The organism is Arthrobacter sp. M71 S08 (genome assembly GCF_059089725.1).
The window spans coordinates 72,485-88,086 of record NZ_JBNHEY010000008.1; the positions used below are offsets into that span (position 1 = coordinate 72,485).

Annotated in this window: 10 protein-coding genes; 3 read left to right on the top strand and 7 right to left on the bottom strand. The window is 64.7% G+C overall.

The window, feature by feature from the left end; genetic code table 11:
- Window positions 1–10: 10 nt before the first annotated feature.
- Both AC5RTB_RS14605 and rpsT read left to right on the top strand, forming a co-directional pair.
- A complete protein-coding gene (locus tag AC5RTB_RS14605; protein ID WP_494061785.1) occupies window positions 11–559 on the top strand; it encodes a type II toxin-antitoxin system PemK/MazF family toxin in 549 nt (182 codons plus the stop codon).
- A 201-nt stretch (window positions 560–760) separates the two neighbouring features.
- Window positions 761–1,024 carry a 30S ribosomal protein S20 gene (gene rpsT, locus AC5RTB_RS14610; RefSeq protein ID WP_490891617.1) on the top strand — a complete coding sequence of 88 codons (264 nt, stop codon included), beginning with the start codon at window positions 761–763 and terminating at the stop codon, window positions 1,022–1,024.
- 115 nt (window positions 1,025–1,139) lie between these two features.
- Here the strand turns inward: rpsT and holA are convergent, their stop codons facing one another.
- From holA to leuS, 5 genes are all read right to left on the bottom strand, one after another.
- Window positions 1,140–2,150, bottom strand: a complete 1,011-nt coding sequence (holA, locus tag AC5RTB_RS14615) for a DNA polymerase III subunit delta (RefSeq protein ID WP_494061786.1) — start codon at window positions 2,148–2,150, stop codon at window positions 1,140–1,142.
- 68 nt (window positions 2,151–2,218) lie between these two features.
- Window positions 2,219–4,771 (bottom strand): ComEC/Rec2 family competence protein, encoded by a 2,553-nt coding sequence (locus AC5RTB_RS14620; protein ID WP_494061787.1) that lies wholly within the window; start codon window positions 4,769–4,771, stop codon window positions 2,219–2,221.
- Between the two features lie 36 nt (window positions 4,772–4,807).
- Complete coding sequence (locus AC5RTB_RS14625; protein WP_494061788.1) at window positions 4,808–5,689, bottom strand: ComEA family DNA-binding protein; 882 nt, start codon at window positions 5,687–5,689, stop codon at window positions 4,808–4,810.
- 93 nt (window positions 5,690–5,782) lie between these two features.
- Window positions 5,783–6,706 (bottom strand): DegV family protein, encoded by a 924-nt coding sequence (locus AC5RTB_RS14630; RefSeq protein ID WP_494061789.1) that lies wholly within the window; start codon window positions 6,704–6,706, stop codon window positions 5,783–5,785.
- 23 nt (window positions 6,707–6,729) lie between these two features.
- Window positions 6,730–9,270, bottom strand: coding sequence for a leucine--tRNA ligase (gene leuS / locus AC5RTB_RS14635; protein ID WP_494061790.1), 2,541 nt, complete (start codon window positions 9,268–9,270; stop codon window positions 6,730–6,732).
- Between the two features lie 322 nt (window positions 9,271–9,592).
- On the opposite strand from leuS, the gene AC5RTB_RS14640 reads away from it, so the two are divergent.
- A complete protein-coding gene (locus AC5RTB_RS14640; RefSeq protein WP_494061791.1) occupies window positions 9,593–13,063 on the top strand; it encodes a bifunctional proline dehydrogenase/L-glutamate gamma-semialdehyde dehydrogenase in 3,471 nt (1,156 codons plus the stop codon).
- A gap of 121 nt (window positions 13,064–13,184) precedes the next feature.
- Here AC5RTB_RS14640 and glpK read toward each other — a convergent pair whose 3' ends face one another.
- Complete coding sequence (gene glpK, locus AC5RTB_RS14645) at window positions 13,185–14,699, bottom strand: glycerol kinase GlpK (protein ID WP_494061792.1); 1,515 nt, start codon at window positions 14,697–14,699, stop codon at window positions 13,185–13,187.
- A gap of 83 nt (window positions 14,700–14,782) precedes the next feature.
- Complete coding sequence (locus tag AC5RTB_RS14650; RefSeq protein ID WP_494061793.1) at window positions 14,783–15,523, bottom strand: MIP/aquaporin family protein; 741 nt, start codon at window positions 15,521–15,523, stop codon at window positions 14,783–14,785.
- Between the last annotated feature and the right edge of the window lie 79 nt (window positions 15,524–15,602).

A 15,602-nucleotide genomic window follows, 5' to 3' on the forward strand; every position in this document is an offset into this window, starting at 1 on the left:
ACGCTGCCCCATGTCATCCCTAGGACAGTCGCTGTTCCGTCTTGCTGAAGCGGTACTGAAGTCGATCGCCACCCGCCCGGGCCGAACCCGGGCCGGTGAATCGGACGCCGGGAGCGGGTCGTCGAGCCGCATCCCTCTTCGACGCAGGACAGGTCAAGCCGGTGCGGGACGGTCTCCTGCCCGCCGCACTCCTTCGGGCCGCTATGACCCACAACCCGGAAACACCGCGGATCCCGGAGAAATTGTCTGGACGTGGGTGCCGTACGAGGATGACCCGGACCAGGGAAAGGACAGACCGGTTCTGATCATCGGGCGCGACCCCGGTGCTCTCCTCGCTCTCATGCTTACATCCCGGGACCGGAACAATGCCGAGAACCAACACGATGGATACGTCGACATCGGGAGCGGCGCGTGGGACAGGCAGGGCAGGCCCAGCGAAGTTTATCTGGACCGTCTGCTCACGATTGACCCGCAGGATGTCCGCCGCATCGGCGCCACCCTCGACCGCCATGTCTTCGATCGCGTCATGAGCCGGCTGGACCGCACATCCGGGCAATGAGCCTCGCAGCCTCGCGTCCGCGAATCGCCGACAGGGCTCTGGAGGCGCGGGCCCGCTAGTTCTGGTAGCCTATATAGCTGTGTGTCCGCGCAGGTCGACGGGCACTTCGGCTCGGTCGCCACGGTATCCCCACGCCGCTCAGTCTCTGGCCGCACCGAATATCCCTCACGACCAGTCCGCAATACAAAGAGAGTCTTATACGTGGCAAATATCAAGTCCCAGAAGAAGCGCATTCTCACCAACGAGAAGGCACGTCAGCGCAACAACTCGGTTAAGTCCGAGCTGAAGACGGCTATCCGCGCCGTCAACACTGCTGTCGAGTCCTCCGACAAGGATGCTGCGGTGGCTGCGCTCGCCGTTGCCGGCCGCAAGCTGGACAAGGCCGTAAGCAAGGGCGTTCTGCACAAGAACAACGCAGCTAACCGCAAGTCGGGAATCGCCAAGAGGGTTAACAACCTCGGCTAATTGCCCTTCCGTTTCAGCGTGCTGTAGTGGCCGGCCCTCAGGGGCCGGCCATTGCTGTTTAGCCGCCGTCGCGATCACCGCCGCCGATTCAGCTGTCAGCTAGCAGCCAGCACCATCAGCGCGATCCGCCCGGTGCGGATCCGCCCAGTGCTATGGCCGTGACTGCGCGCTCCACCGCGTAAATCGGATCCCTCGCCTCACCCTTGACCTGGGCATCAGCTTCCGCGAGGACCTGGATGCAATGGTTGAGGCCCTCCGGTGTCCACCGCTGGGCTTCGCGCCGCGCCTGATCCACCTGCCACGGTGCCATGCCCAATTCCTTGGCCAGCTGGGCGGAACTGCCCCTGACTCCATAGATCTTCGCTACCGCGCGCAATTTCATGGCTAACGCTGCAACCAGCGGCACGGGGTCGGCACCGGTAGAGAGCGCATGACGAAGCATGGCGAGCGCCTGTCCGCCGCGGCCGGCCAGAGCGGCGTCAGCCACCTTGAAACCCGTTGCCTCGATCCGGCCGCCATAGTATTTCTCCACCGTTTCCGCGGAGATCACTCCGTCTGAATCCGAGGCGAGCTGATGGCAGGCGGCCGCCAGTTCGGAGAGGCTGGACCCCACCGCGGCGACGAGTGCCCGCACTGCGTCAGGCTCGATTCGGCGCCGTGCGTGACGGAACTCCGCGGTAACAAAGTCAGCCTTGTCGGAGTCCTTCTTCAGGGGTTGGCACTCAACCAGGACCGCCTTTCCTGCCTTCAGGGCGTCGAGCAGCTTTTTGCCGCGGGTTCCACCGGCATGGTGCATGACGAGCACCACGTCGGGAGCGGGATTCGAGATGTAATCCAGCGCGTCCTGCAGAAACGCATCGTTCATCTGGGCGAGGCCTCGGGCTTCGATGATCTGCGTACCGCCGAAGAGCGACGGGCTACCCAGCACAATCAGTGACCCGGCCTCATACTGCGCGGCGTCCAGACGGACTGCCTCGGCGTCCGGCTCAGTTTCCCGCATGCGCCGTCGAACGGATTCGGAAGCGCGGGTAGCGAGGTAATCTTCCGGACCGAGCAGCAGGATGACAGGTGCCGGGGCAACCTCGCGCCAGCTCGTAGCAACCGAAACTGCAGGGCTTGGGGACACAGACGTGGCTCCTGATCAATAGGGATGGGCTGGCTCAACTTTGCCATGGGCGTGCGGAGCATCCAAGCTCACCGCGTGGCCCTGATATGCACCGCGTTGCCCTCCAGGGTAAGCAGGATGGTGCCGCTCAGGTCTGTACGGAGAATACGCGCACCCGCTGCCTCGAGCGCGTCGAGCGTTTCAGCATGCGGGTGGCCATAATCGTTCCGGCTACCGACTGATATGAGCGCCAGTTTCGGGGAGAGCGCATCGATCATGCCCGCTCCACCATTGCGGGCGCCATGGTGCGCCACCTTCAGAACGTCCACCCCAACCTCGGTGAGCTGGGCATGGCCGGCCAGGAAGCGGTCGGCGGCGTCTTCCTCCAGATCACCGGTGAACAGTATGTCGAAATCGGGGTGTCCGGGGTCTCCGGCCACTGTTACGAGCACTACGGCGGAGGCATTATTCTCGGAGCTCGCAACAGGTCCGGGCTTGGGCCACAGGACGGTCCAGTCAACGTTGCCGACGCTCCCTGTCGCCCCGGCGCTTACCTGTTCGCCGGTGATGCCGACGCCGGCTGTCGTCTCGGACACTATGGAAGGAAGGGATTCCTCCGCTGTGGAGTAAAGCAGGCGGTCCACCGAGCGGTCCTGGAACACCCCCGCGATTCCGTTGTAGTGGTCCTCATGGAGGTGGGTCAGCACAAGGACATCGACCGTATCCACGCCCAGACGGTCGAGACAGGAATCCATCAGTGCGGCTTCAGGACCGGCGTCGAATACCATGGCACTGCGCGCACCGGTCCTGACCGCCAGCCCATCCCCCTGCCCGACGTCGCATGCGGCGACCGTCCAGTCCTCAGCTCGATGAGCGTAGGCGCCGTTCCACACCCAGACGGCCGCGGAACCGAGAACGCAGCCCGCCGTTATCCAGAGCACGGAGCGCATCACCAGGCTGGACGTGACGGATCCTGCCCGCCCGGCGTGGTCATGGGCAACCGTCCAACGTGCCGCGAGGATTGCAGCACGGGTTGCTGTGACAACCTCCGAGCCCCGCAACACAGCCGCAAGCACGAGGGCGCTTGCCAGCGTTGTCAGGGTCACGCCTCCAATTCCGGCCGGCCACGGTATCGCGGCAAGCGGGGCGGAGGCGAAGAATCGGGCGATCTGCGCGACTCCCGCTGCCACCCACCCTGCCCCGGCTGCGAAAGGCACAGCGGACCATGGCGCCACCGCCACGAGCACAACGGACACCATACCGGTGATGGTGATGAAGGGAACCAGCGGTGACGCCGCGATGTTGGCGGGCAGGGAGTACGTCGGCAAACTCGGCTGAATAAGGGCCAGAACCGGCGCACAGAAGAGCTGCGCGGCGAGCGGAACAGCAATCAGTTGCGCTGCCCAGGTCGGCAGCCACACCGCCAAACGATCCGCAACGAGTGGACCGACAAGCACCAACCCGCAGGTGGCGGCAACTGAAAGGATGAACGCGTATTCGATGCTCAGCCAGGGGTCCGCGGCCAGTAGGACAGCGATGGACAGGAACAGTAGCGTCATGGAAAGCCGGCCGCGGCCGCTGAGTATGGCAAGAACACCGATTGCGCCCATGACGGCGGCCCGCAGGACGCTTGGCTCCGGCCGGACGAGCAGGACGAACCCCACAAGAGCTCCAATACCGATTACGGCGGCGGCCCACCGGGGGAGCCTGCACGCCCGGCAGAGGACAAACACGAAAGCGAGCACATAACTGCAGTTGGCCCCCGAAACCGCTGTAAGGTGCGTCAGTCCGGTCGCTTTCATTGTCTCCACGAGGTCCTGGCTCACCGAGGACCTGGCGCCGATGACCATGCCCGGCATCAGGCCATCGTCGGGCACACCAGTGGAGGACGATAGCGTCAGGAATCGCTGCCTCAAGCCCTCAACTGGTGATCCTGCCGTGGGTTGCTCCTCAAGCAGTGCCGGGCCTCTCGTTGCGATCAGCAATGCTTCCGCACGATCCCCGGGGTCGGTGGCCAGCGGTTTTCCCGCCGTGCGCATGACGTCCCCGTGAGTGACGGAGCTCCATGCCGCACTGCCAAGCACCACAACCGGCGCGCTCGAGGTGAATCGTGAACCGTTGAACGTCCCATCGAGGAGCTGGGCTTCAAGTAGCCAACGTGGAGCCCCGTCCGGGCCGGCGGTTGAGGCTTGCCGTGGATCCGCAGTGGCCCGAAGTGTGACCGTGACCTGTGCCTGGGCTGAGACGGCGGCGCTCAGCGAAGGAGAGTAGCGCTGTTCCAGATGCGCGGCTGTGGGAATGCACACCATGGCTCCCACGGCGAGGGCAATGAGTAACACCTGCACTGCCGGATTCCTTCTCCTGCCCACAACTGCGACGGCGACGCAGCAGAGTGTGCCTAGTACAAGCAGGCCGCCGAGCAGCAGTGCGCCCTCGGCGTCCAGCCGGATTGCGAGCGCCGCGGTGCCCCAGGCGACAGCTGCTGCCGGGAGGAGCCGGAGGTCCCGCGCGGGACTGTGCCTGGCTTCGTCCGGCTTTGACCGCCCGCGGGCGACGCGTCCAGTCCGTGGCCCGGAGTCACGTTCCTGCCGCGCCGCCCCAGCGTGCAGCGTGTTTGCCGGTCGGCGGGCTGCAGAGAGCACAAAGCGTTCCCATGGCGCTGACCGCGTGCTTCCCATTCAGACCGTCACCAGAGGCAGCAAGGATTCGAGCATCGTCGGGCCTATTCCGGGCACAGCATCAAGGTCTTCCGGTTGCGTGAAAGGGCCGTGCTGGGTACGCCACTCCACGATGCGCTCGGCCAGGACCGGCCCCACCCTGGGCAGTTCCTCGAGTTCGGCGACGTCGGCGGTGTTGAGATTGGTGAGCGCACTCCCCGTCCCGGGGCCTGGCCCTGGGGCCGCATTGACCGGCGGTACCGGCTCTCCGGCGAGGGGAATGACGATCTGCTGGCCGTCTTGGACGACGGCAGCGAGGTTGACAGCAGAGAGTTCCGCGTCCGGCAGGGCGCCTCCAGCCTTCTCCAGCACTTCGAAGACCCGCGAGCCAACAGCCGCCTCGACGACGCCGGGTGCCTGCACGGCTCCAGCAACGTGTACGACGACGGTCCCTGCGTCTGCTCCGCCCGGCCCCTCCGGCTGGGGAACTGTCTGTGTCCCTTCGGCAGGTTGGGCAACTTCAGCGGAAGGGTGCTCGCCGGCCGGCGCGCCGGTTGCCGAAGAGGAGGGCGGGCCGATCGGCACAACTTCGGTGGTTCCCCGGTCGGCGCTGATGAATTGCCAGCCTCCAACTGCGAGGGCGCAGCCTGCCGCCAGCAACGCCGCCCGGCGCGTAGCGACCCAGCGTCTGCCGGAACGCCGACGTTCGGCATCCGGGCGACCGGCACCGTGTGCGGGAAGATCGCTGAGATCAAAAGACCCTCTGTCAGACGTGCTGTCCTTGTCGACCTCTCCCCAACCCCGCTCGGCGGCCGGATCCGGGGCGCGGCTGAGTTGAAGGATACGCTCCAGCCGGTCCGGGCTGGAGATGTGCTCCCCCGTCGCCCAGCGGTGCCTTGCCATGGGATCAGCGTATGGACGCCTCCTCCCCCGGCGCCACACCCCGTTTGTTATGTGCACAATTCGCATGTATCCGTGCGAATGTGGAGCGGAAGATCAGGCGGGCGTCGGTATCAACGGGTCGGAGATAGCGACCGCCAGAACGCCCAGCCCGGTGTGGGCGGCGAGAACGGCCGGCAGTTGGGTCAGCACGGCATCGGCACCCTCGGGCAGTCGGGAGGCGGCGGCTTCCGCTTGAGCCCGGTTGCCGAAATAGTGGAATGCCGCAATGCTGCCACGCGGACGGCGCTGTAGGTCTTCGCTCACCAGTTCGTCGAGGCGCTGCCTCGCTCGCACGGCCGTGCGTACCTTCTCCAAAGGCTCGATCGCTCCGTTCCTCACGGTCAGGAGCGGTTTTACCGCGAGCAGGTTCCCGAAGAACCCTGCCGCTGCGCCTATCCGGCCGCCGCGGCGCAATTGCTCAAGACTCGGAACATAGAACAGCAGGCTCGTCCGCGCGCACGTGGCTGCGGCCCGGTCGGCCGCCTGGGAGGCGGTGGCCCCGCTCTGCAGTGCAAGGACCGCTGCAGCGACTCCGCACCCCTGCGCCATTCCAACGGTCCTGCTATCAACTACGTGAACGGGAAGGGAGACTGTGCGCGCTGCCCAACGGGCGGCTTCAACCGTTCCGGATAGTTCCCCGGAGAGGTGGATAGAGACAATCTCCCTCGCGCCCTCCTGCTCCAGGCGCCTGTACACGCTTTGGAAGTGACCCGGAGATGGGCGCGACGTTCTTACTTCCGCCCCCTCGACCAGCGCTACCGACAGCGGCTCCAGCAGGTTATCCGCGCCCTCGCCGTAATGGCGGTCCGAGATGATCACCGGCATGGGGACAATGGTGACGCCCGCGGCAGGACCAGGCCCGGTTATCCACGTCTGCGGGAAGGCAGCAGCGGAATCCGTAACGACCGCCGTCACCGGTTCAGGCGTTTCCCCTGTCCCGACGACGCTGCGGCTAACTCGGCGATCAAGCCAGGCCACGGTAAGACCTTCTCCCCAACCGATCAGGCCGGAACGATGTTCACCAGTTTCGGCGCCCGGACGATGACCGTCCGGATGTCCCTCCCCGCCAGCGTCCGCTGCACCTGCGCGGTTCCGAGGGCCAACTCACGCAGCGCGTCTTCGGTGATGTCAGCCGGTACTTCGAGGCGGTCACGCACCTTTCCCTGCACCTGCACGACGGCCGTAACCGTGTCCTGAACCAGCAGTGACTCATCCACTACCGGCCAGCCGGCCGCGGCCACCGAAGCAGGGTGACCGAGCCGTTCCCACAGATCCTCTGCGGTGTAGGGCGCAAAGAGGCTCAGGATAATGGCGGTGGTCTCCGCTGCCTCACGGACAGCCGGGTCCGCGCCTCCGGCTCCCGAGTCAATCGCCTTGCGGGTGGCGTTCACCAGTTCCATGACCTTCGCGATCACGACGTTGAACTTGTTGTTCTTCAGCAGATCCGCGGCATCGGCCACGGTCCGGTGCGTGACCGACCTCAGCGCACGGTCGCCGGACGCAGGGTCAGCGCCGGGCTGGGACGTTACGTCGGCACCGAGCCGCCAGGCACGGGCGAGGAACTTGGCCGAACCCGACGGCGAGACATCGGCCCAGTCGACGTCGTCCTCCGGCGGGGAGGCAAACACCATGGTCAGGCGGATTGCATCGACGCCGTAACGGTCAAGCTGTTCGCCCAGGTTCACGCCGTTGCCGAGGGATTTGCTCATGGCCTTGCCGCCGTTCAGGACCTGGCCCTGGTTGAGCAACGCCGAGAACGGCTCCGTGAAGTTGACCAGGCCCAGATCGAACAGGACCTTGGTGAAGAACCGGCTGTAGAGCAGGTGCAGGATGGCGTGCTCCACACCGCCGACGTACTGACCGACCGGCAGCCACTGGTTGACCTTCCCGGCGTCGAACGGCGCGTCCGTGGATTTCGGATCGACGAATCGGAGGTAGTACCAGGACGAGTCGACGAATGTGTCCATCGTGTCGGTGTCCCGTGTGGCAGGTCCTGAGCACTGCGGGCACTGCACGTTGACCCAGTCGGTCGCGGCGGCCAGCGGTGACGTTCCCTTGGGCGCCAGGTCTTCCCCACGCAGGTTGCTGGGGAGGCGGACCGGCAGCTGCTCATCAGGAACCGGAACTTCGCCGCACGCCGCGCAGTGAATGATCGGGATGGGCGTACCCCAGAAGCGCTGCCTGGACAACAGCCAGTCCCGCAGCCGGTAATTTACTGTGCGCTCGCCGGTGCCCTGGGCTGCGACGAGTTCGATCGCGCGCTGGATGGCGGCCTCCTTACTGAGGCCGTTCAGCTCACCGGAGTTGACCAGCGTCCCCTCTCCCGTGGTCGCCTTGCCCGTGACCGCCGGATCCTCTTCTCCTGTATCCACCACCATGCGGACGGGGAGGCCGAAGGCACGCGCGAAGTCCAGGTCCCGCTGGTCGTGGGCGGGAACGGCCATGATGGCGCCCGTCCCGTAGTCCGCCAGTACATAATCTGCCGCCCATACGGGCAGCTTCTCCCCGTTCAGGGGATTCACCGCATAACGTCCGGTGAAGACGCCGGTCTTCTCCCGTTCGGTGGACTGACGCTCGATGTCGCTCAGCGCATTCACGCTCACCCGATATTCAGCGAGGGCGGAAGCATGCTCGGGGGTGGCGAGATCGGCGGCCAGCTGGGCATCGGCGGCAACAACGAAGAAGGTGGCACCGTGCAGGGTGTCCGGACGTGTGGTGAAGACTGTGACATCGGCTGCCGGCAGGTCGCCGTCCGCTTCGATGGTGAAGGTCACGTGAGCGCCTTCAGAGCGGCCGATCCAGTTCCGCTGCATTGCCAGCACCCGGTCCGGCCAGTGTCCCGCCAGGGGCTCCATGTCGTCGAGCAGCCGGTCCGCATAGTCAGTGATGCGGAAGTACCACTGGTTGAGGCTCTTCTTGGTGACCGGGCTGCCGCACCGCTCGCAGGCACCGTTGACGACCTGCTCGTTGGCGAGCACCGTCTGGTCCTTGGGGCACCAGTTGACCGGGTGGTCCTTGCGGTACGCGAGCCCCTTCTCGAAGAACCGCAGGAACAGCCACTGCGTCCACCGGTAGTACTCGGGGTCCGAGGTGTGAATCCGGCGGGACCAGTCGGCACTGATGGCGTAACGCTTGAAGGATGCTGCCTGTGTCTCGATGTTCGCGTAGGTCCACTCGCTGGGGTGCGCGTTGTGTTTGATCGCAGCGTTCTCGGCAGGCAGCCCGAAGGAGTCCCAGCCGATCGGGTGCAGGACGTCGTAGCCCAACTGACGCCAGTAGCGGGCGACGACGTCCCCCATGGCGAATGCTTCTGCGTGCCCCATGTGGAGGTCGCCGGAAGGATAGGGGAACATGTCGAGAACGTAGCGGCGTTCCCTGCTGCCGTCGTCAACCGGGGTGAAGGTGTCGAGCTTCTCCCACACCGAGGGCCATTTCGCTTCGATGTCCGCGAAACTGTACGCGCCGGCATCCGACTCTTCGGTCGTGGGATTGATGCTCACTGTTACTTGCCCTGTCTGTTGATCACTGGTGACCGTCTTCAATCCGCTTCACCGCTCCCGTGAATGCGTTGTCGGAACCGAATCAGGCCCCGGACATACAAAAGCCCCTCGACACAGGAGGGGCTGCCGCGCGGTTGTGCGCGGCTAGATAAGGAGCAGTTGGGCGAACATGCTTCAACCTTAGCGCAGTTTGGTACGGGCAGCGTGCTGCAAGAGTTACCATATTTCCATTGGGCGCTGATTTCTGTTATCGCACCCAGCATGCCGAGGCGGAATGCGCCCGCGGCTGATCGGCCAGCCACCCTCAGGAGGTGGACTGCTCTGCAGGTTATCTGGCCCGTCGTCGTTAGGTAGACGAAAAACAATGACACAAACCATCCCCACCGCCGATCCATCGCCGCAGACCCTCGGCGATGATGCGGTTGCCCTCGTCCGGCGATGGCTCCATCTCGATGACCATGACGGCACCGCAGACCGTGCGGCACGCGCCGGCACAACACGCGGCTCGAAGTCGGCGCAGCTTCTGGCAGAAGTCCTCAAGGATCAGAACGGACTCGATTTCACGATCGGTTTCGTGGACAGGGTGATTCGTCCCGAGGACCCGGCCGTTGCAGCGCGAAACCTCGCGCAACTGGCCCGGAAGGCGCCGTCGTTCCTGCCCTGGTACATGAAGGGCGCGGTACGGCTCGGCGGCGTGATGGCGCCGGTTCTGCCCCGGGTCGTGGTTCCCGTGGCCCAGCGCGTGCTGCGTGAAATGGTCGGACACCTCATCGTTGACGCGCGGCCCGCCCGCCTGGGCAAGTCCATTGCCGCCCTCCGCGGCGAGGGTGTGCGCCTGAACATCAACCTCCTCGGTGAAGCTGTCCTGGGTGACAAGGAAGCAGACGCCCGGCTCAACGGAACCAGGGAACTGCTGGCGCGCGACGACGTCGACTACGTCTCCATCAAGGTCTCCTCCGTGGTCAGCACCCTCAATCTGTGGGATTTCGAGGGGACTGTCGAGCGGGTCGCTCAGCGGTTACTTCCGCTGTACCACCTTGCCGCCTCGTCGCCGGCTCCGAAGTTCATCAACCTCGACATGGAGGAGTACCACGACCTCCACCTCACGGTCGCGGTGTTCAAGCGCATCCTTGAGAAGCCGGAACTGCGCAACCTCGAAGCAGGGATCGTGCTGCAGGCGTACCTGCCGGACGCGCTCGCTACCCTCCAGGATCTGACTGCGTGGGCGCAGGAACGGCGTGCCGCCGGTGGGTCGGCCATCAAGGTCCGCCTCGTCAAGGGCGCCAACCTCGCAATGGAACTGGTGGACGCCGCCGTCCACAACTGGGAGCCTGCAACGCTGCCCAGCAAGCAGGCCAGCGACACCAACTACAAGCTCTGTCTGGACTGGGCGCTGCGTCCCGAAAACGCGGACGCGGTGCGGATCGGCGTTGCCGGACACAACCTCTTCGACATCGCCCTGGCGCGAACCCTCTCGGTCGCACGTGGGGTCGAGGACCGGATCGAGTTCGAGATGCTGCTCGGTATGGCGGAAGACCAGGCCGCAGAAGTCCGCAAGGAGGTAGGCTCGCTGCTCCTCTACACTCCCGTGGTGAAGCCCGCGCAGTTCGACGTCGCCATCAGCTACCTGATCCGCCGCCTCGAGGAGAACGCGAGCCAGCAAAACTTCATGAGTGCAGTCTTCGAACTCACGAAGAGCGAAGAGCTTTTCGAGCGGGAGAAGAACCGCTTCCTCGCCTCGCTTGCGGGACTCGATTTCACGGTTCCGCAGCCGAACCGGTCACAGACCCCGGACCGCTTTACGGCAACCGGTCCCGGCGAGTTCAAGAATCAAGCGGACTCCGATCCCTCGCTTCCCGTGATCCGTGAGTGGGCCAGCGACGTTCTCAGCCGCGTTCCCTCGTCCACCCTCGGCGTTGCCCTGGTCGAGGCATCCACGCTTGAAACCAACGACGACGTCGACGCCGCCATCCGCTCCGCGCGCGCTGCGCAGCGGGATTGGGCATCGAAGTCGGGAGCTGAGCGCGCGAAGGTGCTTCGAAGCGCCGCCGCAGAGCTCGCCGCCCGACGTGGAGACCTCGTGGAGGTGTCTGCAAGCGAAACCGGCAAGACAGTGGCCGAGTCTGATCCGGAAATCTCGGAGGCGATCGATTTCGCAAACTATTACGCCCTGCTCGCCGAAGAACTCGACACAGTGGAAGGTGCACGGTTCGTACCGGCGACGTTGACCGTCGCTACCCCGCCGTGGAACTTCCCCGTCGCCATTGCCGCCGGTTCTGCGCTCGCCCCACTGGCTGCCGGCAGCGCCGTCATCCTCAAGCCGGCGCCGCAGGCCAAGCGGTGCGCGGCAGTGATGGTGGAGGCGCTCTGGGATGCGGGCGTCCCCCGGGACATCCTTGTGTTCGCCGACGTCGCCGAGGGACCGGTCGGGCAGCACCTGATCTCCCACCCCGATGTCGACCGGGTCATCCTTACGGGCGCCTACGACACCGCGGAGCTCTTCAGGTCCTGGCGGAAAGACCTCCCACTGCTCGCGGAGACGAGCGGAAAGAACTCGCTCATCGTCACCCCCAGCTCGGACCTCGACCTGGCCGCAGCCGACGTCGTCAGGTCCGCATTCGGCCATGCCGGCCAGAAGTGCTCCGCCGCCTCGCTCGCGATCCTCGTAGGCTCGGCGGGTACATCCGCGCGGTTCCGCAACCAGCTGGTCGACGCCGCGGCTTCCCTCCAGGTCGGGTACCCGGAGGATCCGGAGACGGAGGTGGGCCCGATCATCGAGCCGGCCGAGGGCAAGCTGAAGGACGCACTCACTACGCTCGGCGACGGCGAGTCCTGGCTCGTCAAGCCCAGGCAGCTTGACGACACCGGCCGGCTCTGGAGCCCGGGCGTGCGCACCGGTGTAAAGCCCGGCAGCTACTTCCATATGACGGAGTTCTTCGGCCCGGTGCTCGGTATTATGCACGCCGACACGCTCGAGCAGGCGATCGAGTGGCAGAACGCCAGCGCCTACGGTCTGACCGGTGGCATTCACACCCTGAACCCGGATGAGGTGTCGCAGTGGCTTGACTCGGTGGAGGCGGGCAACCTGTACGTGAACCGCGGGATCACCGGTGCGATCGTTCGTCGACAGCCGTTCGGCGGCTGGAAGCGGTCAGCCGTAGGGCCCGGCGCAAAGGCAGGCGGACCCAACTACCTCATCCACCTCGGCACCTGGGAGCGCGAGGAACTGCACCCCGGGAATGTCCATGCTCCGCTGAGCGAACCCGTTCGCCAGCTTCTGCATGCAGCGGAGGTATCCGACCGCGATCGGGGTTTCCTCGCACGCTCTGCTGCGGACGACCAGCGTCACTGGGTACGTACCTTCGGTTCCCATGCTGATGTCTCAGCCCTTGGCGTCGAACGGAACGAATTCCGCTACCTGCCGGTGCCGGTTACCGTAAGGCTCAATGAAGCCGGAACCCTGAGCGACTTCATCCGTGTGGTTGCTGCTGGGCTGAGAAGCGGATCGTCCATGTCGGTTTCGACGCCGGAGCCGCTTGCTCCCGCCCTGGCAGCAGTCTTGTCCGCGCACAATGTCAGCCACCGGGTGGAGGACGACGCCACATGGCTCGCGGCAGCGCCTTCAGCGAACCTTGGTCGCGTCCGTCTCGTTGGAGGCGGTTATTCGGAGCTCTGTGAGGCAACTGACGGCGACCCGGACATATCGATCTACAGTGGGCCGGTCACGGAAGCAGGCAGGATCGAGCTTCTGCCGTTCCTGCGTGAGCAGGCAGTGACCATCACAGCGCACCGTTTCGGTAACCCGGACAACGTCTCAGGGGAAGTACTGCGCTAACCGGACCGCGGTGGCCGCCGGGACGCGGACCGAGCTCGTACTTCAGATGTGAAGAGAGGCGGAGCGGACAATGTCCGCTCCGCCTCTATCTTGGTGGTGCCTATTGTGGGTCTATCGCGCCTTAGCTGACGTCCTCGTCCACCCAATCGAAGGTCTTGGTGACGGCCTTCTTCCAGTTGCGCAGCTGGCGATCGCGTTCGGCGTCGTCCATGGATGGGTTCCAGCGCTTGTCTTCGGACCAGTTGGCGGACAGCTCGTCGGTGTCTTTCCAGAATTCGACGGCGAGACCGGCGGCGTAGGCGGCGCCCAGCGCGGTGGTTTCGGTGACTTTCGGTCGGATGACGGGGATACCGAGGATGTCAGCCTGGAATTGCATCAGCGCGTCATTGGCGACCATGCCGCCGTCGACCCGGAGGTCCTCCATGTTGACGCCGGAATCGGCGTTGGCGGCGTCGAGCACCTCGCGGGTCTGGAAAGCAGTTGCCTCCAGCGCGGCGCGGGCGATGTGACCCTTGTTCACGAAGCGTGTGAGGCCGACGATCGCGCCGCGGGCGTCGGAACGCCAGTACGGTGCGAAGAGTCCCGAGAACGCCGGGACAATGTAGACCCCACCGTTGTCGTCGACAGTCTTGGCGAGCTGCTCAACCTCGGGAGCGCTCTTGATGATCCCGAGGTTGTCACGGAGCCACTGGATGAGTGAACCGGTGACGGCGATCGAACCTTCGAGCGCGTAGATGGGCTTGGCATCGCCGAGCTTGTAGCAGACGGTCGTGAGCAGGCCGTTCTTGGAGTGGACAATCTCTTCCCCGGTGTTGACGATCATGAAGTTACCGGTGCCGTAGGTGTTCTTCGCACCGCCCTTCTCGAACGCTGCCTGACCGAAGGTCGCAGCCTGCTGGTCGCCGAGGATTCCCGCTACCGGCACCTCACGGAGAAGCTGGGAGCTGTGTACCTTGCCGTAGACCTCGGAGGAGGATCTGATCTCCGGCATCATCGAGGCGGGCACGCCGAACGTGTCGAGGATCGACGAGTCCCAGCTCAGCGTCTCGAGGTCCATGAAAAGGGTGCGGGAAGCGTTCGTGACGTCGGTGATGTGCACGCCGCCGTCGGTGCCGCCCGTGAGGTTCCAGATCACCCAGGAGTCAGTGTTGCCGAAGAGCAGGTCTCCGGCTTCGGCCTTCTCCCGGGCGCCTTCCACGTTGTCGAGGATCCATTTGATTTTGGTCCCGGAGAAGTAGGTTGCCAGCGGCAGGCCGACAGTCTGCTTGAACCTTTCCACTCCACCGTCGGCTGCCAGCTCGTCCACGATCGGTTGTGTGCGGGTGTCCTGCCAGACAATGGCGTTGTACACCGGCTGGCCTGTGTTTTTATCCCATACCACTGCTGTTTCGCGCTGGTTCGTGATGCCCACCGCGGCGATGTCATGACGGGTCAGGTTTGCTTTTGAGAGTGCGTTGCCGATGACCTCGCGGGTGTTGTCCCAGATTTCGCGCGGGTTGTGCTCCACCCAGCCTGCTTTAGGGAAGATCTGCTCGTGCTCCTTCTGCCCGGAGGAAACGATGTTTCCCTGGTGGTCGAAGACGATTGCGCGGCTTGAGGTGGTTCCCTGGTCAATGGCGATTACGTACTGCGGCATTACTGCTCCTCATTGAGTGTGTTGCTGGTGTTTGAGACGGCGGCGGCCCGGATCGGCCGGGACCACCGGTTGGTTATTGATGGTCAGACTGCAGGGTAGGTGATCAGCATGGCGCCAAGGCCACCCAGCAGACCACCGATGATCGGTCCTACAACCGGAACCCAGGCGTAGCCCCAGTCGCTGCTTCCCTTGCCCTTGATCGGGAGGAATGCATGTGCAATACGGGGGCCAAGGTCACGGTTCGGGTTGATGGCGTACCCGGTGGGTCCGCCAAGCGACGCACCGATACCGACGACGAGAAGCGCGACGGCCAGCGGGCCAAGGCCTGAGGGGGTTGAAGCGAACGCGAGGATGACGAACACGAGAACGAAGGTACCGATGATCTCAGTCACCAGGTTCCAGGCGCTCGACCTGATGGCAGGGGCCGTGGAGAACACGCCGAGCTTGTTGGCGGGGTCCGGCTCAGCGTCGAAGTGCTGCTTGTATGCGAGCCAGCAACCCACAGCACCGAGGATCGATCCGAGCATCTGCGCGCCAAAGTAGGCCAGTGCATTGATGACGTTCTTGTCGACGCCCGGAGCGAATTCCCCGACGTCCGCGTTCACCCAGAGGCCGACCGTGACAGCGAAGTTCAGGTGGGCTCCTGAGAGCGCCGCGACGAAAACACCGGCGAAGACGCCAAGGCCCCAGCCGAAGTTCACCATCAGGAACCCTCCGTTGTTGCCCTTGGTTCCCGCCAGCGCGACGTTGGCCACGACTCCTGTACCAAGCAACAGCAGCATGAACGTGCCGAACATTTCGGCGACGAATACTTCCAGAGACATCTTTGACTCCTCAATTGATTCAAACGGTAGGCCACGTTGGCCCCGGTGCCATGGTGGTCGCGGCACCGCGCTACTCCTC